Source organism: Brachybacterium netajii (SeqCode) (assembly GCF_054114245.1).
Map to the genome: position 1 here is coordinate 806420 of NZ_JBSYXB010000001.1, position 23344 is coordinate 829763.

A 23344-nucleotide genomic window follows, 5' to 3' on the forward strand; every position below is an offset into this window, starting at 1 on the left:
ATGGGGGTGTGACGGAGGCGGCGTGCCCTGGGCACGCCGAGGTCACACCGAGGAGGCCCGTCGGGCCGCCTCGCTTCCTGCACGACTGCTGGTCATGCTCATCTCCTCGGACGTCGCGATCGTCGTCGGCCCGGCACTGCGCCGGGGGACGACGGCCGTCACGATACGCCCGCCCCTGCCGACCGACAAGGAGGTTCCCGCTGACGGTGGCCCGCGGAACATCCGCGGACCGCCGCCGGATCAGGCGCCGGATCAGGCGCCGGCCACCGGCGGTTCAGCCGCCGGCCGCCCGCGGCCGTCGGGTCAGCCGAGGATCGCGGCGTCGAGGGTCGCGATCTCCTCGGCGGTGAGCACGAGGGAGGCGGCGGCCGCGGAGTCGATGATCGAGGCGGGTCGGCCGGCGCCGGGGATCGGCAGCACGTGCTCGTCGAGGGCGAGCTCCCAGGCGAGGACGACCTGCTGGGCGCTGACGCCATGGGCCTCGGCGACGGCGGCGATCTCGGGGAACCGCTTCTGGAGGCGGTCGCCGGAGCCGATGCCGCCGAGCGGGGACCACGGCACGAAGGCGATGTCGTGGGCGGCGCAGTGGCGCAGCTCCCCGAGGCTCGCGTGGAAGTAGGTGGGCGAGAACTGGTTCTGGACGGCCGCGAGGACGCCCTCACCGAGGACGTCGCGGGCCACGTCGATCTCGTCGATGGTCGCGTTGGAGATCGCCACCTCCGTCACCAGGCCCTCCTCGCGGACGGATGCGAGGAACTCGGCGCCGTCGGCGTAGCGGCGGGAGCGGTCGGGACGGTGCCAGTAGTAGACGTCGATCCGGTCGACGCCGAGGCGCTCGAGGGAGCCCTCGAGGGCGGCGCGGAGGTGGGCGGGGTCCGCCGAGCGGCCCCAGGTCTCGCCCTCGGCGCGGGTGATGCCGCCCTTGGTCGCGACGACGACGTCCGAGGTGTCGCCGCTGTAGGTGCGCAGGGCCTCGGCGACCAGCTGCTCGTTGTGTCCGACGGAGTCCCAGGTGGGGGCGTAGATGTCGGCGGTGTCGAGGAGGGTGACGCCGGCGTCGAGGGCGGCGTGGAGGGTGGCGATGGCATCGTCGTGCGCGATCTCGGGCGTGCGGCCCATCGACAGCGGCATCGCGCCGTAGCCGATCGCGGAGACGGTGAAGGAGCCGATGCGTCGGGTGAGAGCAGTCATGGATCGAGCCTACGTCGGCCGCGGCGGCGAGTCGGAAAGCGTTCCACGGGAGCCGACGGGCAGGAGGCCCCGCACGGGAGCCGACGGACGGGACGCCCTGGATCGTCCCGCCCGCCGACCCCGGTTCGTGTCGCCCGGAGGGGGCGCGTCGGCTGTTCCGACCTGCCGGATGGGAACGGCGCGATCGGCGGACACCGGTCCCGCCCGGAGGCGGTGCCGATGACCGGGGAATGCGCGACGTCGCCGGCTGCCGGTCCGGGACCGGCCTTCGCAGGGCACCGGCACATTCCTTCCGGGCCCTGGAACCCTACGAACGCCGCCCCGCTTCCCTCGCGCGGGGCGGGCGCCGTGACTCTTCCGTGATCGGCGGTCCCGGGACCCAGACTCCGCTGGCCGCGCCCGATCCGGCCTCCGGCTCGGGTCCCTACGATCTCGGGTCCCTACGATCTCGGGCCCTACGATCTCGGGTCCCTACGATGGAGCCCATGTCCGACGACGCACTCGATCCCGCTCCCGGCTCCGACGCCGGTTCCGCCCCCGGCGCCGGCTGCGCGCCCGGCACCTGCACCTGCGGCGGCGGCTCGCGCGCCGACGTGCGGATCAGCATCGGAGCGCGCCCGGCGGCGACCGCAGCCGACGAGCCGGACCGGTCGTCGGCCGCATCGTCGGCCGCATCATCGTCCGCACTGGCGTCGGCTGCCCCGGCGACCCGCCCTTGGGCCGCTCCCGCCTCCGAGGTCCGCGCCCGCGCGGAGCGGGCGGTGCTGGTCGCGGCGGGCAGCTTCCGGATGGGCACCGAGGATGCGGACCGCAATCCGCAGGACGGGGAGTCCCCGATCCGCGAGGTCGACGTGGCGGCGTTCCGGATCGACCCGTTCGCGGTCACGAACGCCGAGTTCGCGGCCTTCGTCGACGCCACCGGGTACGTCACCGTGGCGGAGGACTTCGGCTGGTCGTACGTCTTCGGCGGGCTGCTCGCCCCGGAGATCCGCCGCGCCTCTCCCAAGCCCCCGGGGACGCCCTGGTGGCGGGCGGTCGAGGGCGCGACCTGGGAGCATCCGACGGGTCCCGGGTCCGACGCCGCGGAGGCGCCAGACCATCCGGTCGTGCACATCGCCCTGCGCGATGCGGAGGCGTTCGCGCAGTGGTGCGGGATGCGTCTGCCGCGGGAGGCGGAGTGGGAGAAGGCCGCTCGCGGGGGCCTCGACCAGGCCCGCTACGCCTGGGGCGATGAGCTCACGCCGGGCGGGCAGCACATGTGCAACATCTGGCAGGGCGTCTTCCCGACCCGCAACGACCTCGCCGACGGGTATCTCGGGACCGCGCCCGTCGGCTCCTACCCGGCCAACGACTTCGGTCTGCACGACATGGCCGGGAACGTGTGGGAGTGGTGCTCCGATGTCTGGGCCACGGGCCCGGCCCCCTCGCTGGACGGCGACGTGCGGGTCATGCGCGGCGGCTCCTACCTCTGCCACGACTCCTACTGCAACCGCTACCGGGTCGCCGCCCGCAGCTCCACCGCGGCCGAGGACTCGAGCGGCAACAAGGGCTTCCGGCTCGCCGCCGACGCCTGAGGGTCCGGCAGGAGGTGGAGTAGGAAGCCGGCAAGAGGTGGAGTAGACGTCCGGCAGGAGGTGGAGTAGAAGTTCGGCAGGAGGTGGAGTAAAAGCTCGGCAGGAGGTGGAGTAGGAACGAACTGCGATCTAGGATGGTGGCGCCCCTGCTCCAGGAAGGAGTCCCGATGTCCCGCCCCTCGACCGCAGAGAACCGCTCCTATCTGCACCGATACATCGACGACGAGCTGGATGCACTGCTGCCCGAGCTGACCGCGGTCGCCCTCGACGGCCCGAAGGGCGTCGGCAAGACGGCGACGGCTTCCCGGCGCGCTGACGCCGTCCTGCACCTCGATGATCCCTCGGTCCGTCAGCTCGTCGCCGCCGGCCCTCGGGAGCAGCTCTCGCGAGGGAGCACCGTCCTGGTCGACGAGTGGCAGCACCTCCCGGAGGTCTGGGACGTGGTCCGGCGGGAGGTGGACGCGGGGAACCCGCGCAGGTACCTCCTCACCGGGAGCGCCACGCCGCAGGACGGAGTGGACACCCACACCGGGGCGGGACGGATCATCTCCCTGCGCATGCGTCCCCTGAGCCTCGCCGAGCGTCAGGGGGCCGCCCCCTCCGTGCGCATCGCCGACCTCTTCACCCCGGGCGTCGACATCATCGGCTCCACCGCCGTCGGGATCGCGGACTATGCGCGGGAGATCTGCGCCTCGGGGCTCCCGGAGGTCACCCGTCTCTCGCCTCGCGCGCGGCGCTACGCGCTCGAGAGCTACGTGCAGAACGTCATCGATCGCGACATCCCGGATCAGGGCCTCGCCGTGCGCAAGCCCGCGACCCTGCGCGCCTGGATGGCCGCCTACGCGGCCGCCTCGTCCACCACGACCGAATACGGGAAGATCCTCGATGCGGCGACGGCGGGCGACACGGACAAGCCGTCGAAGAAGACCACCCTCGCCTATCGCGACGTCCTCTCGAAGATCTGGATCCTCGACCCCGTCCCCGCCTGGCTGCCCACGATGTCGCCGCTGACCCGTCTCGTCCAGGCGCCGAAGCACCAGCTCGCCGACCCGGCGCTCGCGGCGACGCTCCTGAACGTCTCCGAGGATCGTCTGCTCAGCGGGGCGACCGGCTCCGGAGAGCTCTTCGGGAACCTCCTCGAGTCGCTGGCGACGCTCACGGTCCGCGCGGCCGGTGCCGCCGCCGAGGCGAGCACCTTCCACCTGCGCACTCGCGGCGGCGAGCACGAGGTCGACCTGATCCTCGAGCGCTACGACGGCGCCGTCGTCGCCTTCGAGGTCAAGCTCGCCCGCACGGTCGACGACCACGACGTCCGCCACCTCCACTGGCTGGGCGACAAGCTCGGCGATCGTCTGCGGTCGAAGGTCATCATCACCACCGGCACCGATGCCTTCCGCCGGGCCGACGGCGTGATCGTCGTACCGCTCGCGCTCCTGGGCTGAGGAGCCCCGGCCGATCAGCGCGAGCGTCGGCCGGTCAGCGGGCCCGTCGGCCGGTCAGCGAGCCCGTGGGCCGGGTCAGCGGGCCCGTCGGCCGGCGGCGAGGTCCAGCAGGTGGTCGATGACGCCGGTGCCGCTGGTGCGCAGGCCGTCGTGCTCGAACTCGCTGGTCACCCACGGGGTGACGTTCTGCAGGAGGTCCGCCGTCGGCAGCGAGTGCTGGCGGGGGACGTAGGCGTCGTCGAAGTAGACGGCGGCGGCGCCGCGCGCGGTCGCGGCCCGCAGGGCGCGCTCGTCGTAGAGGCGGGGCCAGACGTGCTCGGCGAGGAGGTCGGCGGCCTCGGCCCAGGGCGCGAGCTCGGGGTCCCCGCCGGCCTCGGCGAAGAGGTCGCGGTGGACGTGCTCGCCGCCGAGCAGCGTCGGATCCTCGGCGACGGCGAGCGGCATGGTGCGGTCGGCGGACCAGCGGGTCGCGAGACCGTCGGCCCAGCAGGACTCATGCAGCACCGCGTAGATCGGGTTGCGCCCGTCGAACAGCAGCAGGCTCGCGAGGTCGTGGGAGAAGGCGGCCGACGACGGATCGAGCTCGAGCAGGAAGTGCAGCCGCTCCTGACCGGTGGAGCCGCCGAGCACATGCCCGAGCCGGCGCAGGCGCTCGACGCCGATGCGCTGGCCGCCGGGCAGGCGCAGGCGTCCGCCGTCGGCGAGGTCGGCGAGGCGGCGGAAGCGGTCGCGGTCCGCGGGGAAGCGCGCCCAGTAGCGCTCGCTGCGGGCGATCATGCCCTCCCAGGTGATCCCGTAGACGGCATCCATATGGGGGCCGACGGTCGGCAGCCCGCCCGTGAACAGCACGGTGTCGACCGAGGCGCCGTGCGCGGAGAGGTACCGCAGCGCGGTGAAGCCGCCGAAGGACTGCCCGAGCAGCGACCACTGCGCGACCCCGAGATGCTCGCGCAGGAGCTCGGCGTCGCGGGCGATCGCGTCGGCGCGGAAGCGGGTGAGATAGCGGGCCTGCTGCGCCGGGGTCGCCTCGCGGAGCGTGCGCGGATCGTCGCCGGAGCCGCCGAGCGCGCCGCCGGCGCCGGCGAGCGCGCCCTCGGGGAGCACGACGTCGAGGCCGACGGGCGTGGAGCGGCCGGTGCCGCGCTGGTCGAGCATCACGACGCGGTACTCGCGCAGCGCACGGGTCAGCCATCCGGGGGTGTCGGCGGTCAGCGGCCGCGGCGCCTCGGAGCCCGGACCGCCCTGGAGGAACACCAGGTAGGGCAGGTCGGCGCTGCCGTCGGCGTCGGCCTCGACGATGCGCGCGAAGACCTCGATGCGCGGGCCCGACGGGTCGGCATGGTCCAGCGGGACGGGGAGGGTCACGTCCGTCAGCCGCAGCCCCGGGAGCGTCCAGGCGGCGCGGGAGGCGGCGGGGACCGGGCGGGCGGTGCGGCCCGGGTCGCTGGTCGGGGCGGCGGACGGGGCGGTGGCGTCGGAGGTCATGCCTCCACCCTAGGAGCCTCGGGGGTCGGCGGACCCCGCTCGCCTCAGAACTCCGTCTCCGCCCCCATCACGAGCGTGCGGGACGTCGGCAGGTGGAGCACCTCGGTGCGCTCGGCGGAGGCGCGGTGCAGCGCCCGGTACAGCACCTTCTGCCAGCGCGGCATGCTGCGGTCCTGCCCGGGTTCGAGCCGCAGCACGGAGAGCACGTAGATCGCCTCGTCGAGGTCGAGATCCAGCTCGGGCTCGTGGACGGGGCACTCGGTGGTGCAGTCGGGCTCGCGGCGGCCGTGGCGGCGGACGGCGGCGGCGAGCGCGGCGGGCACGTCCTGGGAGTCCTGGAACCCGACCTGGTAGGTGACGTGGACGATCCCGTCGGCCCGGTCCCCGAGGTCGTCGACCAGCACCCGGTCTTCGCGGTGGACGTGCGGGACGCCCTGGTGCTGGAGCGTCAGGATCACCACGTGCTCGTGGAGCACATGGTGCATCTCCACCGCGGCGCGCAGCGCGAGCGGCACGGTGCTGGGCTCGGGATGCGGGTAGACGGCGACGCCCGGCACGCGCGGCACCGCGCGGGCGGGACCGGTGATGAAGGGCAGCAGCGGACCCTCGAGGTCGCGACGGCGGGCGTCGAGCAGCTGCGTGCCGCGCCGCCACACCAGCATGACCACGGTCAGCGCCGCGGCGATCAGCAGCGGCAGCCAGCCGCCGTCGGGGATCTTCACGACGTTGGCGGCGAGCAGCAGCAGCTCGAGCCCGCCGACGACGATCGCGAGCCCCACCACCTGCCACAGCGGCCGATGCAGGACCTTCAGCGCATACAGCAGGAACAGCGCGAGCACCAGGATGATCGTGGCGGTCACGGCGAGCCCGTAGGCGGCGGCGAGCGCCTCGGAGCTGCGGAACACGAGCACCAGGGTGAGCACGCCGAGGAACAGCAGGAGGTTCACGCTGGCGACGTAGATCTGCCCGTCGTGGGTCGTGGAGGTCTGCGTGATCCGCAGCTTCGGCAGCAGCGTCAGCCGAGTGGCCTGCCGGGACACGGAGAACGCCCCAGAGATCACGGCCTGGGAGGCGATGACGGTCGCGATCGTCGCGAGCACCACCAGCGGGATCCGCCAGACGTCGGGGACCATGGAGAAGAAGGGGTTCGCGACGGCGGACGGGTCGGCGAGGATCAGCGCGCCCTGGCCCAGATAGTTCAGCAGCAGGGCCGGCAGCACGAGGCACAGCCAGGCGAGCGCGATCGGACGATGCCCGAAGTGGCCCATGTCGGCATACAGCGCCTCGGCGCCGGTGATGGTCAGGACCACCGCGCCCATGGCGATGAACGCGACCAGCGGACGGTCCAGCAGGAAGGCGATCGCGTGATGCGGCGAGAGGGCGCCGAGGATCGCCGGATGCGCGAGCACGTGCGGCAGGCCCATCGCGGCGAGCGCCAGGAACCACACCGCCATCACGACGCCGAAGGAGCCGCCGATGCGGGCGGTCCCCCAGCGCTGGGCGGCGAACAGCGCGGTGAGCACGACGAGCGCGCCCGGCACGATGACGCTGTTGGGGACGGTGCTGACCACCTCGATGCCCTCGAAGGCGGAGAGCACGGAGATCGCGGGCGTGATCAGCGAGTCCCCGAAGAAGAGGGCCGCGCCGAGGACCCCGAGGACGAGGGCGATGCTCGCCTCCCGCGGGTGCCGGCGGATGCCGAGCCTGCGCATCAGCAGCGCGGTGAGCGCGAGGATCCCGCCCTCGCCCTGGTTGTCGGCGCGCATGATCAGGCCGATGTAGGTGACGGTCACGATGATGATCAGGCACCAGGTCACCATCGACACCACCCCGTACACGTCCGAGGGGGTGGGGGCGACGGCGTTGTGGTGGAGGCTGAACACGGTCTGCAGCGAGTACAGCGGGCTGGTGCCGATGTCGCCGAAGACGACGCCGAGCGCGCCCAGCATCAGCAGCGGCACCGGCTCCTTCGCGCGCGGCACGCCGCGATGGTCCAGCCGGGTGTGCGGGTGCGCGTGGGTGTGGGGCAGGAGGCCCGCGGCCGACGGGCGGTGCGCGGTCGACGGGGACTGCGCGGTCGACGGCGGCAGGTCGGCCGGTTCGACCGACGGCGGCAACTCGGCCGGCTCGACCGACGGCGGCAGCTCGGCCGGCTCGGCCGACGACGGCTGCGCGGCCGACGGGGCCGGGGCGGGGACGGGATGCGGTTCGCGGGGATGGTCGTGGGGCTCGTCGGAACCGGGCGAGCGCGAGATGTTCTCGGGCACGCGAGGATCATGCCACCGCGGATGCCCCGGACCTAGCGCGTCGGCCCACCGGGAATGCTCCGTGCGTCACGCCCCGTCGGACGGCGCGTCAGGCGACGCCCTGCGCGATCGCGATGACCGGGCCGGCGGTGTTCAGCACGAGGAGCACGCCGATGATCCCGACAGCCCAGGAGAACGCCGAGGCGGCGCTGCGGATCGACCAGGCGTGGAAGCGGTCGAGGGCGGCGTCGGCGCGGCGCCCGGCGAGGATCCGCAGCCCGCACAGCACGACCCCGGGCAGGATCATCACGGCGCAGTATCCGACGAGGACGAGGGCGCCGCCGCCGATCCCGACGCCCATGTCGGCGATGATCCCCATCGCCGCGAGGTACGGGATCATCGACGCGGCCTCGACGATCCCCGCGCCGAGCGCGAGCAGCACCAGGGTGCCGGGCCGGCCGGCGGCGCTGCGGGCCCTGTCCGACCAGCGCGCGGCAGACTTCTCGGGGTCGCCGCCGCGCTTGCGGATCGTCGCCGGGTCGGTCCGGTAGGACCAGACGATGAGGCCGATGCCCGCGACGAGCAGCCCGACCGTGACGGGCGCCGAGCTCAGCAGGTGCCCGTAGCGCTCGAGCAGCGGCAGCAGCCCGGCGAGCAGGCCCACCCCGAGGGCCAGGTAGAACAGCCCGATGATCGCCAGGTAGAGGAGGGTGCGACCGGCGGCGCGGCGGGCCCCGCCGTCGGCGGTGACCAGCAGGATCAGGGGGATGACGAGGGTCCCCATCGAGGTGGAGTCGACGAGGGCGAGGAGGATCAGCCCCAGCGGGCCGGCGACGTCGGGCAGCATGTCCATGCCTCCATGCTTCCCGGGCGGCGGCGCCGCGTCCTCCCCCGGAGGTGCCGGTTCCGGGCCGTTCGTCCGTCGGCCGCTCCTCCCCGTGCGCTTCGTCGGCCCCTCCGCCTCCTCCTTCGGTACCGGATCGGGCGCGGAGGGAGGAGTTCGGGCCGATCGCCGCCTAGCCTCGATGCCATGACCTCCGCCGATCCCGCCCCGGTGCGCCCGTCGTCGGCCGATGAGCCGGCAGTCGACGAGCCCGCCGCATCCGCAGCGCCCGGGCGGGTCGAAGGACGGGATCTCGCGACGGCCGCCGGCTATGCGGCCCTGGTGCTGGTGCTCGCGCTCTCGGGCATCGGCGGTTCGGGCTTCGGGGTCGACGGGACGCGCCTGCCGCTCGTCGTGTCGATCCCCCTGCTGCTGCTCGCCTCGGCCTCGGTCGCGTGGCGACGCCGCCTGCCGTGGCTGCCGCTCGCGGTCGCCGGCCCCCTGTCCCTCCTCGAGATGATCCTCGGCGGGCAGATCAGCGCCTACTTCCTGTTCTTCGAGGCGATGTTCGAGCCGGTCATGCACGGCGGTCCGCGCCTGGCCCGCTGGACGACGCGGCTAGGCATCCTGGTCAGCGCGCTCGGGATCCTCGCCGCGATCGTGCTGGTGGAGCCCGCGTACGGGCTGGCGGTGGCGATGGTCGCCTCGCTCGTGGTGATGGTCCCGCTGCTGTGGGGCTGGGAGGTGCGCCACCATCGCGCCGCCCGCCGGGCGGCCGAGCACCTCGTCGACGTGCAGCGGGAGCTCGCCGCGGCCCAGGCCGCAGGCGCCGTCGAGACCGAGCGCCGACGCATCGCCCACGACCTCCACGACGTGATCGCCGGGCATCTCAGCGCGGTCTCCCTGCACACGAGCCTCGCCTCCTCGCTGCCCGATCAGGAGGCCCGCGACCGCTCGCTCGCGACAGCGCGGGACTCTTCGCTCGCAGCGCTGCGGGACCTGCGCTCGATGATCGGCGTGCTCGCCGACGAGGAGTCCGGCGGGGAACCGACGGTCACGCTGAGCTGGTCCTCCCTCACCGACCGGCTCCGCGGGAGGGACCCGTCGGCGCGGGTCGCGATCGATCCGCGGGCGACGGATCCCGCAGTGGTCGCGCCCGCGGTGCAGGCGGCGCTGCTGCGGATCGGCGCGGAGGCCGTCACCAACGCGGTCCGCCACGGCGCGGCACCGCTCGCGCTCGCCGTCCGGGTCGAGACGGCCGACGGCCGGGCCGACGCCGACGGCCGTGCCTGCGCCGATGGCCGTGCCTGCGCCGATGGCCGGGCGGCCGCCGCCGGCCGAGGACCGGGGGACGGCGCATCCGGCCTCGTCGTCGTCCTCGAGCTGACCAACCGCCGCGCCGGCGCGTCATCGGCCGGGGGCGGGGTCGGCCGACGGGCGATCGCCGACCGCGCGCGGGCCGTCGGCGGCGAGGCCCGCTCGGGCCCGTCGGCCGACGATCCCGGCACCTGGCAGGTGCTCGCCCGTCTCCCCGCCGTCCCGTCGTCCGCCCAGGAGGATGCCCGATGACCGTTCCGCCCCTGCCCCACCGCGCGCCCGCCGATGTGCCCGGCCCGGACCGCACCGGAGCACCTGCCGGCGCGCCCGCCGCGCCGATCCGCGTCGTCGTCGCCGACGACCATCCCGCCGTGCTCTCCGGGCTGGTCGCGCTGCTGGATTCCGCGCCCGACGTGACGGTCGTGGCGCAGGCGTCCGACGGGCCGAGCGCCCTCGCGGCGGCCCGTGCGCACCGCCCCGATGTCGTCCTCACCGATGTGCGGATGCCGGGGGCGACCGGCATCGAGATCACGCCGCGCCTCCGCGAGACCGGGGCGGATGTGCTGGTCATCTCCGGTTTCGACCTCGACGAGTTCGTGCTCGGCGCGCTGGCGGCCGGGGCCGACGGCTATCTCGTGAAGTCCGAGGAGCCTGCGCGGATCCTCGAGGCCGTGCGGGCGGTGCACCGCGGCGACGCGGTCCTCTCCCCCGCCGCGACCCGCACCGTCCTCGGCGCCCTGCGCGATCGCACCACCGCTCCGCCTGCGGCCCCGGCCGCCCCCTCGGTACCGTCGGCACCGACGACACCGACGGCACCCGCCTCGGGAACGGTTCCGGTCCCCGCCTTCACCCGCCGCGAGGAGGAGGTGCTCGCGCTGGTCGCCGAGGGGCTCTCGAACCAGCAGATCGCCTCGCGCCTGTTCGTCGAGGTCAGCACCGTGAAGACGCATCTCTCGCATGCGCTGGCGAAGCTCGGTCTGGACTCTCGGGTGCAGGCGGCGCTGTGGTGGCAGCAGCATCGGGGCTGAGACCGGTCGCTGCTGATCCTCAGGGACGCTCGCGGTAGCGGACGCTCGCCGCACGTCCGCTCCGGCCCGGGCCGGAGCGCAGGCCGTCGGGCCAGGGGCCGCCGAGCCGTCGGGCGAGCGGCACGGGCAGCGCCCCGGCGACCGCGCCGAGCGCTCTCAGCGGCCACGGCTCGCGCGGCCAAGACTCGCGCTGCCAGGACTCGCGCTGCCAGTCCTCGAGGGACGGGCCGTCGAGGTCGGTGATCGGGGCGGTCAGCGGGCGCGGGGTCCAGTCCGGTGCCCAGGGTCCGGCGAGGATCTCCAGTGGACGGACGGCCTCGTCGGGCTCGCCGCCGGAGCCGGCCTCCGCGCCGAAGGAGGTGCGCCGACGGTAGCCGTCGGGTCCCACGGCCGCCTCGAGGGAGCCGTCGACGATCGAGAGGATCGCGCGGTCGACCTGCTCGAGCAGGTCCCGCGATCCGCTGTCGCAGGCGTCGCAGCCGCAGTCGGGGAGGTCCTCGACCGCGATCGCCGGCATCGGCGCATCCGACGGCGGGCCGCCAGCACCGACGCCGACGATCAGCGCAGGGAGGACCTCGTCGCTGGAGCTGAGGTCCGCCGGCTCCCGGCGCGTCCGGGCCGCGTCCCTCGAGCCTCCGACGGACGTTAGCACGAGCGTCCGCGCGCCGGCGCGGCGCGGGCGCAGGAGGACCGTGTCCGCCGGCCGGTCGGAGTGCGAGCCCGCCCAGGCCACGGGCGACACGGCTCCCGCATGCTCCTCCACGTCCTCCCCTGCCTCCGCCTTCGCGGTCTCCTCGTCGGCCCAGCCGCGGCCGAGCAGGACCTGCCGCCAGGCGTCGGCGCGGACGTGGAGGAGCCGGAACTTCTCGGGGTCGAGGCAGCGGCTGTACTCGTCGTCGGTGCTGTCGCGATAGCGGCCGTGGAGGTCCAGATGCGGGTCCGGCCAGCCCTGCGGGTCGAGTTCCGCGGAGATGCAGGAGGCCCGGAACAGGGCGTCGACCTCGTCGAGGAGCGCGATGATCTCCTCGGAGAGCGGGGTCTCCTCGCCGTCGGGATTCTCGAGGGCGAGGCGACGGTCCTCGTCCCACCAGCTCGGCGCGGCGGCATCGGTAGCGGACATATCCGGAACGCTACCGGGAAAAGTCTTGTCGCAATCCGGCAAAGACTGCGCGTCGGACGTGCCGCCGCCGGGTTTCTCACGATGCAATGGGGGGAGGGGGACGTGCGCGTGCCGCAGGGGGCTTGTCGCGTGCACGCGCGTCGCGCCCTCCCCTGCTCTCTGCGCTCCCCGCATTCCCTGCCCGAAGGAGACCCTGTTGTCGAAGTTCGCGATCCTCGGTGCGACCGGCACCGCCGGCCAGCACGTCGTCGCCGCTGTCGAGGCGGCCGGCCATGAGGCCGTCCCGCTGTCCCGCGCGACCGGGGTCGACCTGCACACCGGCGAGGGCCTGGTCGAGGGGCTCACGGGGGCCGACGTCGTGATCGACGCGTCCAACGCCTACCCGACCGATCCCGCGGCGGACGTGGTGGAGACCTTCCGCTCGGCGACCGAGCTGGTCATCGTCGCTGCCGAAGAGGCGGGCGTCGCCCATCTGGTGCACCTGTCGATCTGCGGGATCGGCGCCCCGGCCTTCGACGCCTTCCCCTACTACCTGGCCAAGCGCGCCCAGGAGCAGGCGCTGAAGGACTCGTCGCTGCCGCACACGATCGTCCGCTCGGCGCAGTGGATGGAGTTCGCGATGAACCCCGCCGCGGTCACCGAGCACGAGGACCGCATCGAGGTGCAGGACTGGCTGATCCAGCCGGTCGCCGTGCAGTCCGTCGCCGAGGTCCTCGTCGAGTGCGCGGTCCGCGCGGTCGCGGATCCGGCCGCCGCGAGCGATCCGCTGGCCGCCCGGGATCGCCAGGTCGCGGGCCCGGAGCCGATCCGTCTGCCGGACCTGACCGCGCTGCACCTCGAGGCCGTGGGCGATGCACGCCCGATCGAGCGCACGCATCCGCCGGTCCCCGAGCTCGAGAGCGGCGTGCTGCTCGCGCCGACGGGCGCCGAGCTGCTGGGCCCGACGCCCGGAGCCTGGGCCGCCGCGCAGAGCCGGTGGACGGTCGTCACGCCGACCGCGTGATCCTCCGGACCACCAGCAGCGTCAGCAGGGTGATCGCGACGGGCGCCGCGACGCCCAGCAGCGCGAACGCCTGCGGCGAGCCGATCTGGTCCTGCATCCACGTGAAGTTCATGCCGAAGAACCCGGTCGCGAGGGTGAGCGGCAGGAAGATCGTCGCGACGAGCGTGAGGCGCTCGTTGACGACGGCGTCCTGCTCGGCGAGGACGTCGCCGAGCATCGCGTAGAGCCGCTCCGCGAGCGAGCGGTTCGCCCCGAAGGCCGCGGCCGAGCGCTTCAGCAGCCGACGCGCGGCGCCGACGTGCGCGAGATGCTGGGCGACCTCCTCATCGGCCGCGAGCAGCGCCTGCTGCGCGGCCTGCAGCTCCTGGATGCGGAACAGGTCGGTGCGCAGGCGCGCGATCTCCCTCCGCTGCGGCGAGGAGGTGTAGCCGGTGAGCCGCTCGGCGATCTCCTGGCAGTCGTCCTCGAGGACGTCGAGCACCTGCTCGCTGCGCCGCGCGATCCCCAGCACGACCAGCACGAACGCGGTTCGGACGTCGTGCGGCAGAGCATGCGGGAGATCGTGCGGGAGATCGTGCGGGCGGCCCTGCGGGAGATCCTGAGGCGTCTCGTCGGCGCCCTGCGGCGCCCGCTGCGGGAGCTCCGCCGCGAGGTGCTCGCGCAACGAGGCGACGACAGCGTCCGGGGCGGCGAGCAGCAGGCCCGACGGGCCCGCGAGCACCTCGACCCGATGCTGGCTGCGGTCCTCCTCGAGGGTGAACAGGACCAGCTCCAGCCGGTCGCCGTCGACGACGGCCGACGGGCGGCGCGCCATGCCCGGTCGCAGCGGCAGGCGCAGGTCCAGCAGCGCGGCCGCCTCCCGGGCGAGCACGGAGTCGAGCGAGTCCGCGAGGACGCAGACCGGGCCGACGGGATCGGCGGCATCGGCGGCATCGGCGGCGTCAGCGGATCCAGCGGCGTGGGCGGCGCTGTCGGCGGTCCGCCGACGGTGCTCCGCCAGCTCGTCGATGGTGCTCACGATGCGCATCGGCCCTGCTCCTCACCGGCGTCGGCCCTCGCCGCGCCTCGTGCCGACACTGTCGCGCACCGGCGCTCCCGCGTCCACCGCGGCACGCCGGACGGTGCCGGGCTGCGCCGAGCAGCGCATGCCGAGCGCCTCTCGCGCCGCACGGGAGGAAACTCCGCGACATCGATCGGATCCGGATGCAACTTCGGCGCGATCCGCTGCGACTCATAGGTGCCAGCAGGTCAGTCCGCTGCCGGCGCACCATCCCGATCCCTTCCACCCCCACAGGAGAATCCCCATGAGAATCCGCCCCGCCCTCTGCACCGCCCTGGCCGCCGGCACCGTCCTCGTCCTCTCCGGCTGCGGCGGCTCCTACGACGACTCCCGCGACGTGTACGAGGAGATGCGCGTGAAGATCGGCTGCGACACCGTGGACTCCAGCGACTTCACCTCCTACATGGAGGGCGAGGTCACGGACGACTTCCCGGCGTTCGACACGGTCGAGGGCTACTGCCAGCTGGGCGACGACGAGGTCTCGGTCGCCGCCGTCGTCCCGCACGACGTGAAGGGCAAGGAGTTCCTCGAGGCCATGAACGCCGAGGGCTTCGAGGGGTATGCCGTGCAGTCCGGCGGATGGGTCGTCCTGATCGACGGCACCGACCGCGAGGACTACTCCTTCGCCGAGGCCGTCCAGGACGAGCTGGGCGGCACGGCCATGCGGTCGACGGAGAGCGGCGTGGAGAAGATCTGACCGCTCGCTCTCAGGCGGCCGCCGCCTCCCGTCGGCGGCGGACGCCTCCGGCGAGCGCGCGCAGCACCTCGGCGGTCGCCTCCCAGCCCATGCAGGCGTCGGTCACGGACTGCCCGCGCACGAGGTCCTGCGGGCCGACGGCGACGTCGAGCTTCTGCGCGCCGGCGACGAGGTTGGACTCGAGCATGATGCCGGCGATGGCGGCGCCGTCGGTCGCGACCTGCTCGGCGAGGAGCCGGCCGACCTCGGCCTGGCGGACGTGGTCCTTGCCGCTGTTGCCGTGGCTCGCGTCGATCACGAGACGGGCGGGCAGGCCGGAGCCGGCGAGGCGGTCGGCGGAGGCGCGCACGTGCTCGGCGCCGAAGTTGGGGCCGTCGGCGCCGCCGCGGAGGATCAGGTTCACGTCGGGGTTGCCGAGGGTGGAGACGAGGCTCGCGCGCCCGTCGGCCCCGATCCCGAGGAAGGCCTGCGGGGCCGAGGCCGCGCCGATCGCATCGAGGGCGACCTGGATGCCGCCGTCGGTGCCGTTCTTGAAGCCGATCGGCATGGACAGGCCCGAGGCGAGCTGGCGGTGGATCTGGGACTCGGTGGTGCGGGCGCCGATCGCGCCCCAGCTGATCAGGTCGGAGATGTACTGGGGGCTGATGGGCTCGAGGAACTCGGTCGCGCAGGGGATCCCCAGCGCCGTGACCTCGCCGAGGAAGGCGCGGGCGCGGCGCAGGCCGGTGGCGATGTCGTGCAAGCCGTTCAGGTGCGGGTCGTTGATCAGACCCTTCCAGCCGACGGTGGTGCGGGGCTTCTCGAAGTAGGTGCGCATGACCAGCAGCAGGTCGTCGCCGACCTCGTCCTGGATGCCGGCGAGCAGGCGGGCGTAGTCGAGCCCGGCCTCGGGATCGTGGATGGAGCAGGGGCCGACGACGACCAGCAGGCGGTCGTCCTCACCGGCGAGGACCGCGCGGACCTGCTCGCGGGAGCGGGCGACGGTCTCCTCATGGGCGGCGGTCAGCGGCAGCTCCGCGAGGAGGTCGGCCGGGGTCGGCAGCGGCGTGAAGCTCGCGATACGACGGTCGGGGATGGTGGCACTGCTGGTGGGAGCGTCGGCCGGGGAGACGAGTGTCGAGGTCATGGGTCCTGTCCTGGGACGGGGCGGACCCATGCAGAGCCCGCCGGGAAACGGCGAAGGGCAGAGCTTCCGCTCTGCCCTGTCGGCTCTGAAGGGATGGTGACGCTATGCCGCCGCCGGCCCCTCCAGGGCCGACTTCGCATAGGTAAACCATCGGTTCGTCATGAGCGGCACCGTACAGCACGCCCCGGCGGAGGCCAACCCCTGTCCGCGGGGAGCGACCGCCGTCGGACAGCAGGTCACGCTCCGTCACGCGGACGCCCCTCGACGCCCACCATCACTTAGGCTTACCTTCACGAATTACGGAAGCGCCCCTTTCCCTCCATTGCTTCCGTGAGCACCCGCCGGAGGCTCCGCCCGGAGACTCCCCGATCGACCGAGGAGAGCCGATGCCCACCACGCTCCATCTCGTCCAGCGCCCCGCCTCCGCCGCCGAGGACACCGCGCGCATCGCGGTGCGCGACGTCTACGACCTCGATCGGCTGGATCTCGACGCCTTCACGGGGATCATCCTCGCCCGGGACGTCGACCAGCGCTTCCTCGCCCGCCATCGCGATCGCCTGTCGGACTGGGTGCGCTCGGGCGGGCGCCTGTTGGTCTCCGGTCATCCGCAGACGGTCTTCGTCGAGCGCCTCCCGCTCCCCCGGCAGATGGAGTTCCGCACGGAGGAGGATCTGCGCCTGAGCGCCCTCGAGCGGCATCCGATCTGGGAGGGCGCGGACCGCTCCTCGACCTCCTGCGGCTGCTCCTATCTGGCGGACCTCCCGACGGATGCGCAGGTCATCACCGGCATCGGCCTCGGTCGCCTGCCGGTGGACGTCTCCTATCCGCTGGGCGCGGGCGAGGTCGTCGTCCACGGCGGCGGCGATCTCCTGGACCCCGCCCATCCCGGCCGGCCCGCCGCCGACCTGCTGGCCTTCGCCGAGCTCGCGGGCGACCCGACGGCGGCCGAGGAGATCGCCGAGCGGATCCTCGATCATCTCGAGCTCGCCCCCGCGCTGCAGACGGTGACGCCATGAGCGCCGACGACGCGGTGGACACGCGCACGACGAGCACGGCCGGCGCGAGCCTTCGACCGCGGCGCCTGCGCCACGAGTGCCGGATCGCCTTCGTCCACACCGGCAGCCCCTCCCATCTGGCGGTCCTCGAGGATCCCGTCCTGCGGGCCCTGGGGCTCGAGGACATGTATGCGCCGGAGCTGGAGGGCTGGGACCTCGATCCGTTCGACGCGGTCTACGTCGCCGCGCGCCTGCATCCGGCGGTCCTGACCTACATCGCCCCGATGCTGCTCGAGGTCCTCGACCGGCCCGGCGGCCGGATGGTCGTCGACGGCGGGAACCGGCCCGAGCAGTGGCTGCCGCAGCTGGACCTCCCCGACGAGGAGAGCCTCATGCGCTACGACCCCGGCACGTTCCCCGCCGAGCTCGTCGTCTCCGGCCTCGAGGCCTCCTGCCTGCACGGCGCGGGCCGCGCCCCGGCCGCGACGCAGGTGCTGCACCGCACCGTCATGTGGCTGCGCGCGGCCGGCACCGATCGTCCCGCCCGCGGACGGGACGGCACCGGCTGGGTGCCCGTGCGGGATCTGGTGAGCTCGGGGCGCGCGATATAGCGTCGATGTCAGTTAGTAACTGACATCGACGCCGTATCCGACAGCGCCTCGAACGGCGCCTCGAACGGTGCCTCGGACGGCGGCCCGGATGCCGCATCCGCCGGCCCCCACAGGCAACTCCGCTGCAAAAGCCCTGCAAACACGAGCGTTTCCGCAGGACGAGGGCCGGCCGGTGGGCACCTTCGCGGAACCGATGGACAGCGCTTGCCCGCTCGTCCTATCCTCCGGCCACACCGCGCTCAGCGCGGCGTGCGCGGGAGAGGACCCCGGTCGTCCCCCGCACCGTGCATCTTCCGCGACCGACGACGTTCCGAGGACACCACCATGCTCACCGCATCGCTCTCCCCCGCCCCCACCGCCGCGCTGCGCTCCGCCGGCCCGATCGCCGCCGGCCCGATCGCCGCCGACCGGACCGCGCGCTCCGGCGCACCCTCCGGGACCCATCGGCGCCCACTCGCCCCGCCCCGGCCGATGCACGGATCGGCGCACGCCGCCGCGCGGCGCCGTCCGCGCATCGCCGCGCGCCCGGTGACCGCGACCTGCGTCTCCCGGGCGGGCTCCGCGTTCTCGGCCTCGCCGTTCCTGCGCTCGGGCGCGGGGGCGGGCGCGGGACTCCGGGGCGTCGGCCCCGCGCGGCGCACGCTGCTGACGGCGGGCATGGTCGGCTCGGTGGCGGGCTCGCTGCTGCTGGCCGGCTGCGGCCCGTCGGCCCGCACCGCGGAGACCTCCAACGAGGTCAGCTTCACGTTCTGGGGTCCCACGTTCTACCAGGACTTCACCGCCGAGATGGTCGACGCGTTCCTCGCCGCGAACTCGGAGATCACCGTCGACCTCCAGCCCTCGGAATGGGACGGCTACTGGGATCGGCTCGCGACGCAGGTCGCCGGCGGCACCCCGCCCGATGTCATCAACATGGACGGCAAGTACATCGCCGAGTACTCGGGCCGCGGGGTCCTCGCCGACCTCGAGTCCCTCGCGGACCTGGACCTCTCGGGGATCGCCGCGGCGGATCTCGACGCGGGCCGCGTCGACGGGGTCCTCACGGGCCTGTCCACCGGCTCGAACGCCTGGGTGATCGCCGCGAACCCGACGGTCTTCGCGGCCGCCGGTGTCGACATGCCCGACGACACCACCTGGACCTGGGACGACTTCCAGGCCATCGCGAAGGCCATCAGCGACTCGGGCGTCGCGACCGGTGTGACCGGCGGCGGCAGCTACGCGGACCTCACCATCTTCCTGCGCCAGAAGGGCGAGGATATGTGGGCCGAGGACGCCATGGGCTGCACGGTCGAGTCCCTCACCGAGTGGTACCAGCTCTACCTCGACCTGCAGGAGTCCGGGGCGACCCTCGCGGCCGACGCCGCCGTCGAGGACGCGTCCGTGGCCCTCGAGCAGCAGGCCTTCTCGACCGGCGATGCGGCGATGACCTGGACCTGGACGAACCAGCTGCAGTCCCTGCGCGACGCCGTCGGCGAGGACGGCGCGGTCATGCTGCGTCCGCCGTCGCTCGCCGGCGCCGCCACCGAGAACGGACTGTTCAAGAAGGCGACCATGTTCTGGTCGATCTCCGCGACGAGCACCCGCCAGGACCAGGCCGCGCAGCTCGTGGACTTCCTGGTCAACGATCCGGGCGCGCAGAAGATCCAGCTGCTGAACCGCGGCGTCCCCTCCGATCCCGCGGCGGTCGAGGCGATGGGCGATGCGCTCACCGCGACCGACCAGGAGGTCGTCGCGTTCCTCGACGCGGTCACCGCCGAGATCACCGGCGCGCCCGCCGTGCAGCCCATGGGCACGGCCGATTCGCAGAACACCCTCACCCGCATGCTCGACGAGGTGCGCTTCGGGACCTCCACCCCTGCCGAGGCCGCGCAGACGACGCTCGACGAGATCAACGGCATGGTCGAGTCCTGAGGCGAGTGGCGCACGTCTCACTGCGCCGTCCGACCGCGGTCCGGGACGGGACGCCCTGCTAGAAGAAGGGCATGACGCTCACGTCCCGCTCCCGCGGCCGCCTCGCCCTCCGCTCCTCCGCCCGTCCGGCGCTGCTCCTCGCCGCGCTCGCGCTGTCCCTGAGCGCCTGCTCCGGCGGGGCCGACGACGGCTCCGCCGCGAGCGACGCCGGGGGCGATGCCGCCAGCACGAGCGCGGCCGGGACCTCCGACGCCGCGGACTCCGCCCCGTCCGACTGGCCGGCAACGGCCGACGGGGCCGACGCCGCGTCCGACGAGGCGGAGGCCGGGGACGCCGTGGGCACGACGCTCACCATCACCCACGGCGAGGAGTCGATCGAGTTCGCGCCGTCGGTCGCGCAGTGCGAGACCAGCGGCGGCGAGGTCACCCTCGTGCTGCTGTCGATGGATGAGGGCGGGCTGCCGCTGATCAAGGCGGTCCCAGGCGAGTTCGCCCTGGTGCAGCTCGACGACTCCGGGGAGCCCGAGAAGAACGACTCCTCGACCGAGGGGATCACCGCCGAGGACGGCGTCGTCACGTTCGACGACGCCGTCATCGGCGAGGCCGTCGTCGACGGCAGCATCCGCTGCTCGTCGGGCGACGAGGACTGATCGGGCGGGCGACGGCCGGCGGCTGGCGCCAGGCCGTCGCCCTCGATCCGGTTCCGCCGGTCAGGCGCCTTCGCGCAGGACCGTCTCGACGCTGTTGCCCGCGTAGTCGGTGAGCACCGCGACCACGCGGCTCTCGGCCGAGGCGAGGGTCTTGCTCAGCGAGGCGCGGGTCGCGCGGCCGCAGGTCCAGTGGTCGCGCTCGCCCTGGCTGTAGGTCGTGGCGAACGGGAGCGGCTCGTCGTCCTCGAGGATGGTCAGGGTCGACCAGTCGTCGGGCGTCGGACGCGTGAGCACGAGGCTCCTGCCGTCGATCGTCGCGGCCTCGGCCGGGTAGGGCGCGAGCTCCGTGTCGGCGAAGGCGCCGACCGCGCCGACGGCCGTGGTGCGCCGGTCGTCGACGACGGCGAGGAAGCGGGAGCCGTCGGTGGGGACGCCGGTGATGACCAGCGAGGTCGCGCCCTTCGATGCCTTCACCGTGGTGGTGAAGGGCGCCGGCCCGGCATCGAGCGCGGTGATGCTCACGCGGGTGCTGGCATGGCAGGGCTGATCCCACGACACCGTGACCTCGCCGGGCCGGGTTGCGGCGTCGACCTGCACGGCGCCGAGGGCCGTCAGGTCGACGTCCAGCGTGGCGGCGCGGCTGCGTCGGCCGTCGTGCCCGACGGCGACGAGCTCGAGGGTCCCCGTCGTCTCCGTGAAGTCCTCGACGTAGAGGACGTCGCCGTAGACCGCGCCGAGGTGGACGCCGTCGACGCTGAGCTCGTAGCGCGAGACCTCGGAGAAGTCCGCGAGATCCCAGGCCACCAGCAGCTCCTGGGTTCCCGGCAGGGCCCGCTCGATCCGCAGCCCGTGCGGACGCGCCGGCGCCTTCGCCCGGGAGGAGGCGACAGTGAGCGCGCCGAGGTCGACCTGCACGTCCTGCGGCTCGGCTCCGTCGGCGGTGCCCGTCCCGTCGGTCCCGTCAGCGCCGTCGGTGCTGTCCGTGCCGTCGGCATCCGGGAGGTCGAGGCCGAGGCCGAGGCCGATGACGGCGATCCGGGCGCCGGCGTGGGCGGAGAGGTCGACGGTCGCGGTGCTCCAGCCGCCCGTGTCGCCGTCGAGGGCGAGCGGGAGGCGGATCAGCGCGGTCGGGTCGTCGGCGAGCGCGATGACCGCCGAGAGCACGGGTGATCCGGCGCTGACCTGGACCGTCATGCTCAGCTCGGTGTCCTTGCCGACCTCGAGGTCGGTGCGGAACAGGCGCAGGGTCGTGCTCGCGGCGAGGGTGCCGGAGACGACCAGGGTGCTGCCGCCCTCGTAGGGCTCGACGGGCGTGTAGGAGAAGCGGTCGGCGGAGACGAAGTCGGGGCCGTAGGCGATGTCGGCCTGCAGCGAGCCCGCCGCGGCGGAGCTGTCGGACCCGTCGTCGGCGTCGGACTCGTCGGTGCTGAACCACCACTGCCAGGTGACAGGGATGTCCTGGACGCCGATGGCGCCCCATTCGCGCTCGCCCGTGCGGACGCCGTCCTGCCACCAGCCGAGCCCGTGGCCGGTGCTGAAGGAGGTGTGGAAGGCATCGCCGGTGATGGCGGTGCGCTCGGCGATGTAGGTCGCGATGCCCTGCCAGCGGCCGCCCTCGTCGGCTGGAGTGCCGGTGCCGGTCGAGCTGCCGGTCCACCAGCGGCGGGCGCGGTCGAAGGCCGCATGCTGGAGGGCGTTGTCGGTCTTGCCGTCCATGTCGGCATGGACGAAGTCGGCGCCGAGGGTCGCGATGGCGGTCATCGGGACGCCGTCGTCGTCGAGGTTCTGGTCGAGGTCGTACGGCTGGGAGAACTGGTACATCCCGGCCTCGACGCCCGTGAAGACCGTCGAGAGGGGGTCCAGCCCCAGCTCGGAGGCGTGCGCGGCCGAGGCGGTGAGCTTCGATCGGTTCCACCAGTAGTTCAGGAAGATCGAGTCCGAGACGCGGCCCTGCTCGCCGTTCTCGACCCAGGGGCTGTTCGCGGCGTTGAACTCGTTCTGGTACGAGATGCGGCCGGCGTCGGTCACGGAGTCGTACCACTGGACGTACATCCCGCCCTCGCGCAGCTGCACCATGAACTCGCGGTAGGCGGTGCGCTCGTCGGCGGTCATCGCGACGGAGACCTGCTCCTGGTTCACGAAGTAGCCGTCGAAGCCGAAGTGCTCGGCCATCGCGATGAGCTGCGCGGCCGCCGGGAAGGAGCCGTCGTCGGCGCGCACGAGGAGCTCGGCGAAGTGCTGGGACCCGCGGTCGTTGTCGGAGAAGAAGATCGTCCCGAGGGAGAGCACGCCGTTGCGGTGCGCGGCGTCGGTGTAGCCGGGGTTCGGAAGGTTCACGGCGCCGAACTCGAACCAGCGCTGGGTCCACTCCTCCTCCGGGTGGTAGAGCGACTCGGGGGCGCCGACGGACGCCATGCCGTGCCAGGACGCCATGACGTCCACGTGCTGCCAGTACTCGAAGAGGTGCTGGGCGAAGATGTCGGCGGAGTGCCAGCTCTCGAAGAACGCGTTGCCGTAGTCGCCGGCGAGCATGAGCGACTGCGTGGCCGCGGGCAGCTCGGGACGACGCTGCGCCGCCGGGAGCGCCTCCGCCCGGCCCTGCAGCGGGATCCGTGCCCTCAGCAGCCAGGCATCGGGATCGGTGTCCGCGGACCAGGCCAGGACCTGGTCGGGGTTGTAGCCGCGCTGCGCGGGCCGGTGGGGTCCGGCCTCCCGGTCCCCCTCCCAGGGGAGCGTGTCGGTGGCCTCGGCGTCGGGCGCGGCGAGGACCCCGCCGGCGAGCGCGGCGGTCGCCGCCCCCGCCCCGAGCAGCAGGCTGCGGCGCGAGAGCGGGAGCCGCGGGAGCGCGAGCGCCGACGAACGGCGGGCGGCGGCGCCGGGGCCGCCGGTGCCAGCGGAGACGGCGGAGGCGGCGGAGCCGGAGTAGGCGGTGCGGGCGGACGATGCGGTGCGGTCGGTCGAGGTCACGCGGGGGTCTCTCCTTCGAGACGGCGGCGCCGGGGCGCCGCGGAGCGGGGAACAGCGAGGACGAACGGCAGGTCGGACAGCGGGGTCGCAGGAGCAGG

At 73.6% G+C, this 23344-nt stretch carries 18 protein-coding genes; 10 read left to right on the top strand and 8 right to left on the bottom strand.

Annotated elements, in window-relative coordinates; all coding sequences use genetic code 11:
- Positions 1 to 303: 303 nt before the first annotated feature.
- Positions 304 to 1191 carry an aldo/keto reductase gene (locus ACXET9_RS03510; RefSeq protein ID WP_457884857.1) on the bottom strand — a complete coding sequence of 296 codons (888 nt, stop codon included), beginning with the start codon at positions 1189 to 1191 and terminating at the stop codon, positions 304 to 306.
- 485 nt (positions 1192 to 1676) lie between these two features.
- Here ACXET9_RS03510 and ACXET9_RS03515 point away from each other — a divergent pair, with 485 nt between their 5' ends.
- Positions 1677 to 2765, top strand: a complete 1089-nt coding sequence (locus ACXET9_RS03515) for a formylglycine-generating enzyme family protein (protein ID WP_457884858.1) — start codon at positions 1677 to 1679, stop codon at positions 2763 to 2765.
- Between the two features lie 167 nt (positions 2766 to 2932).
- Positions 2933 to 4207, top strand: a complete 1275-nt coding sequence (locus ACXET9_RS03520) for an ATP-binding protein (protein ID WP_457884860.1) — start codon at positions 2933 to 2935, stop codon at positions 4205 to 4207.
- A gap of 75 nt (positions 4208 to 4282) precedes the next feature.
- Here ACXET9_RS03520 and ACXET9_RS03525 read toward each other — a convergent pair whose 3' ends face one another.
- The 3 genes from ACXET9_RS03525 to ACXET9_RS03535 all read right to left on the bottom strand — a co-directional run bounded on the left by ACXET9_RS03525 (position 4283) and on the right by ACXET9_RS03535 (position 8791).
- Positions 4283 to 5692 carry an alpha/beta fold hydrolase gene (locus tag ACXET9_RS03525; protein WP_457884862.1) on the bottom strand — a complete coding sequence of 470 codons (1410 nt, stop codon included), beginning with the start codon at positions 5690 to 5692 and terminating at the stop codon, positions 4283 to 4285.
- Between the two features lie 44 nt (positions 5693 to 5736).
- Entirely contained in the window at positions 5737 to 7959 is a 2223-nt protein-coding gene (locus ACXET9_RS03530) for a potassium transporter Kup (protein ID WP_457884864.1), read from the bottom strand.
- A gap of 88 nt (positions 7960 to 8047) precedes the next feature.
- Positions 8048 to 8791, bottom strand: a complete 744-nt coding sequence (locus tag ACXET9_RS03535) for a GAP family protein (protein WP_457884866.1) — start codon at positions 8789 to 8791, stop codon at positions 8048 to 8050.
- Between the two features lie 177 nt (positions 8792 to 8968).
- Between ACXET9_RS03535 and ACXET9_RS03540 the strand changes: the two genes are divergently transcribed.
- Positions 8969 to 10330 carry a sensor histidine kinase gene (locus tag ACXET9_RS03540; protein ID WP_457884867.1) on the top strand — a complete coding sequence of 454 codons (1362 nt, stop codon included), beginning with the start codon at positions 8969 to 8971 and terminating at the stop codon, positions 10328 to 10330.
- A complete protein-coding gene (locus ACXET9_RS03545) occupies positions 10327 to 11106 on the top strand; it encodes a response regulator (protein ID WP_457884869.1) in 780 nt (259 codons plus the stop codon). Before ACXET9_RS03540 ends, ACXET9_RS03545 begins: the two co-directional genes overlap by 4 nt.
- 19 nt (positions 11107 to 11125) lie before the next feature.
- Here ACXET9_RS03545 and ACXET9_RS03550 read toward each other — a convergent pair whose 3' ends face one another.
- Complete coding sequence (locus ACXET9_RS03550) at positions 11126 to 12226, bottom strand: DUF6226 family protein (RefSeq protein ID WP_457884871.1); 1101 nt, start codon at positions 12224 to 12226, stop codon at positions 11126 to 11128.
- 196 nt (positions 12227 to 12422) lie between these two features.
- Between ACXET9_RS03550 and ACXET9_RS03555 the strand changes: the two genes are divergently transcribed.
- Positions 12423 to 13229 carry an SDR family oxidoreductase gene (locus tag ACXET9_RS03555; protein ID WP_457884873.1) on the top strand — a complete coding sequence of 269 codons (807 nt, stop codon included), beginning with the start codon at positions 12423 to 12425 and terminating at the stop codon, positions 13227 to 13229.
- Here the strand turns inward: ACXET9_RS03555 and ACXET9_RS03560 are convergent.
- A complete protein-coding gene (locus ACXET9_RS03560) occupies positions 13213 to 14256 on the bottom strand; it encodes a CorA family divalent cation transporter (RefSeq protein ID WP_457884874.1) in 1044 nt (347 codons plus the stop codon). The two genes, ACXET9_RS03555 and ACXET9_RS03560, sit on opposite strands and share 17 nt — an antisense overlap.
- A 277-nt stretch (positions 14257 to 14533) precedes the next feature.
- Between ACXET9_RS03560 and ACXET9_RS03565 the strand changes: the two genes are divergently transcribed.
- Positions 14534 to 14986 (top strand): hypothetical protein, encoded by a 453-nt coding sequence (locus ACXET9_RS03565; protein ID WP_457884876.1) that lies wholly within the window; start codon positions 14534 to 14536, stop codon positions 14984 to 14986.
- A gap of 10 nt (positions 14987 to 14996) precedes the next feature.
- On the opposite strand, the gene ACXET9_RS03570 is transcribed toward ACXET9_RS03565, so the two are convergent.
- Positions 14997 to 16112, bottom strand: a complete 1116-nt coding sequence (locus tag ACXET9_RS03570) for a 3-deoxy-7-phosphoheptulonate synthase (protein WP_457884878.1) — start codon at positions 16110 to 16112, stop codon at positions 14997 to 14999.
- A gap of 386 nt (positions 16113 to 16498) precedes the next feature.
- Here ACXET9_RS03570 and ACXET9_RS03575 point away from each other — a divergent pair, with 386 nt between their 5' ends.
- From ACXET9_RS03575 to ACXET9_RS03590, 4 genes are all read left to right on the top strand, one after another.
- The gene (locus ACXET9_RS03575) at positions 16499 to 17128 is read left to right on the top strand and encodes a hypothetical protein (RefSeq protein WP_457884880.1); all 630 of its coding nucleotides are present in this window, start codon (positions 16499 to 16501) and stop codon (positions 17126 to 17128) included.
- Positions 17125 to 17718, top strand: a complete 594-nt coding sequence (locus tag ACXET9_RS03580) for a hypothetical protein (protein WP_457884882.1) — start codon at positions 17125 to 17127, stop codon at positions 17716 to 17718. The genes ACXET9_RS03575 and ACXET9_RS03580 overlap by 4 nt, the downstream gene beginning before the upstream one ends.
- Before the next feature lie 324 nt (positions 17719 to 18042).
- On the top strand, positions 18043 to 19629 hold the full coding sequence (locus ACXET9_RS03585) for an ABC transporter substrate-binding protein (RefSeq protein WP_457884884.1): 1587 nt from the start codon (positions 18043 to 18045) through the stop codon (positions 19627 to 19629).
- Positions 19630 to 19700: 71 nt separating this feature from the next.
- Entirely contained in the window at positions 19701 to 20279 is a 579-nt protein-coding gene (locus tag ACXET9_RS03590; protein WP_457884885.1) for a hypothetical protein, read from the top strand.
- A 60-nt stretch (positions 20280 to 20339) separates the two neighbouring features.
- On the opposite strand, the gene ACXET9_RS03595 is transcribed toward ACXET9_RS03590, so the two are convergent.
- Positions 20340 to 23246 carry an endo-beta-N-acetylglucosaminidase gene (locus ACXET9_RS03595; RefSeq protein ID WP_457884887.1) on the bottom strand — a complete coding sequence of 969 codons (2907 nt, stop codon included), beginning with the start codon at positions 23244 to 23246 and terminating at the stop codon, positions 20340 to 20342.
- Between the last annotated feature and the right edge of the window lie 98 nt (positions 23247 to 23344).

Coding starts and splice junctions, on each gene's coding strand:
- ACXET9_RS03570 (WP_457884878.1), bottom strand. CDS start 16,112: ATGACCTCGACACTCGTCTCCCCGGCCGACGCTCCCACCAGCAGTGCC.
- ACXET9_RS03515 (WP_457884858.1), top strand. CDS start 1,677: ATGTCCGACGACGCACTCGATCCCGCTCCCGGCTCCGACGCCGGTTCC.
- ACXET9_RS03590 (WP_457884885.1), top strand. CDS start 19,701: ATGACGCTCACGTCCCGCTCCCGCGGCCGCCTCGCCCTCCGCTCCTCC.
- ACXET9_RS03580 (WP_457884882.1), top strand. CDS start 17,125: ATGAGCGCCGACGACGCGGTGGACACGCGCACGACGAGCACGGCCGGC.
- ACXET9_RS03540 (WP_457884867.1), top strand. CDS start 8,969: ATGACCTCCGCCGATCCCGCCCCGGTGCGCCCGTCGTCGGCCGATGAG.
- ACXET9_RS03585 (WP_457884884.1), top strand. CDS start 18,043: ATGCTCACCGCATCGCTCTCCCCCGCCCCCACCGCCGCGCTGCGCTCC.
- ACXET9_RS03545 (WP_457884869.1), top strand. CDS start 10,327: ATGACCGTTCCGCCCCTGCCCCACCGCGCGCCCGCCGATGTGCCCGGC.
- ACXET9_RS03565 (WP_457884876.1), top strand. CDS start 14,534: ATGAGAATCCGCCCCGCCCTCTGCACCGCCCTGGCCGCCGGCACCGTC.
- ACXET9_RS03510 (WP_457884857.1), bottom strand. CDS start 1,191: ATGACTGCTCTCACCCGACGCATCGGCTCCTTCACCGTCTCCGCGATC.
- ACXET9_RS03520 (WP_457884860.1), top strand. CDS start 2,933: ATGTCCCGCCCCTCGACCGCAGAGAACCGCTCCTATCTGCACCGATAC.
- ACXET9_RS03525 (WP_457884862.1), bottom strand. CDS start 5,692: ATGACCTCCGACGCCACCGCCCCGTCCGCCGCCCCGACCAGCGACCCG.
- ACXET9_RS03575 (WP_457884880.1), top strand. CDS start 16,499: ATGCCCACCACGCTCCATCTCGTCCAGCGCCCCGCCTCCGCCGCCGAG.
- ACXET9_RS03550 (WP_457884871.1), bottom strand. CDS start 12,226: ATGTCCGCTACCGATGCCGCCGCGCCGAGCTGGTGGGACGAGGACCGT.
- ACXET9_RS03560 (WP_457884874.1), bottom strand. CDS start 14,256: ATGCGCATCGTGAGCACCATCGACGAGCTGGCGGAGCACCGTCGGCGG.
- ACXET9_RS03535 (WP_457884866.1), bottom strand. CDS start 8,791: ATGGACATGCTGCCCGACGTCGCCGGCCCGCTGGGGCTGATCCTCCTC.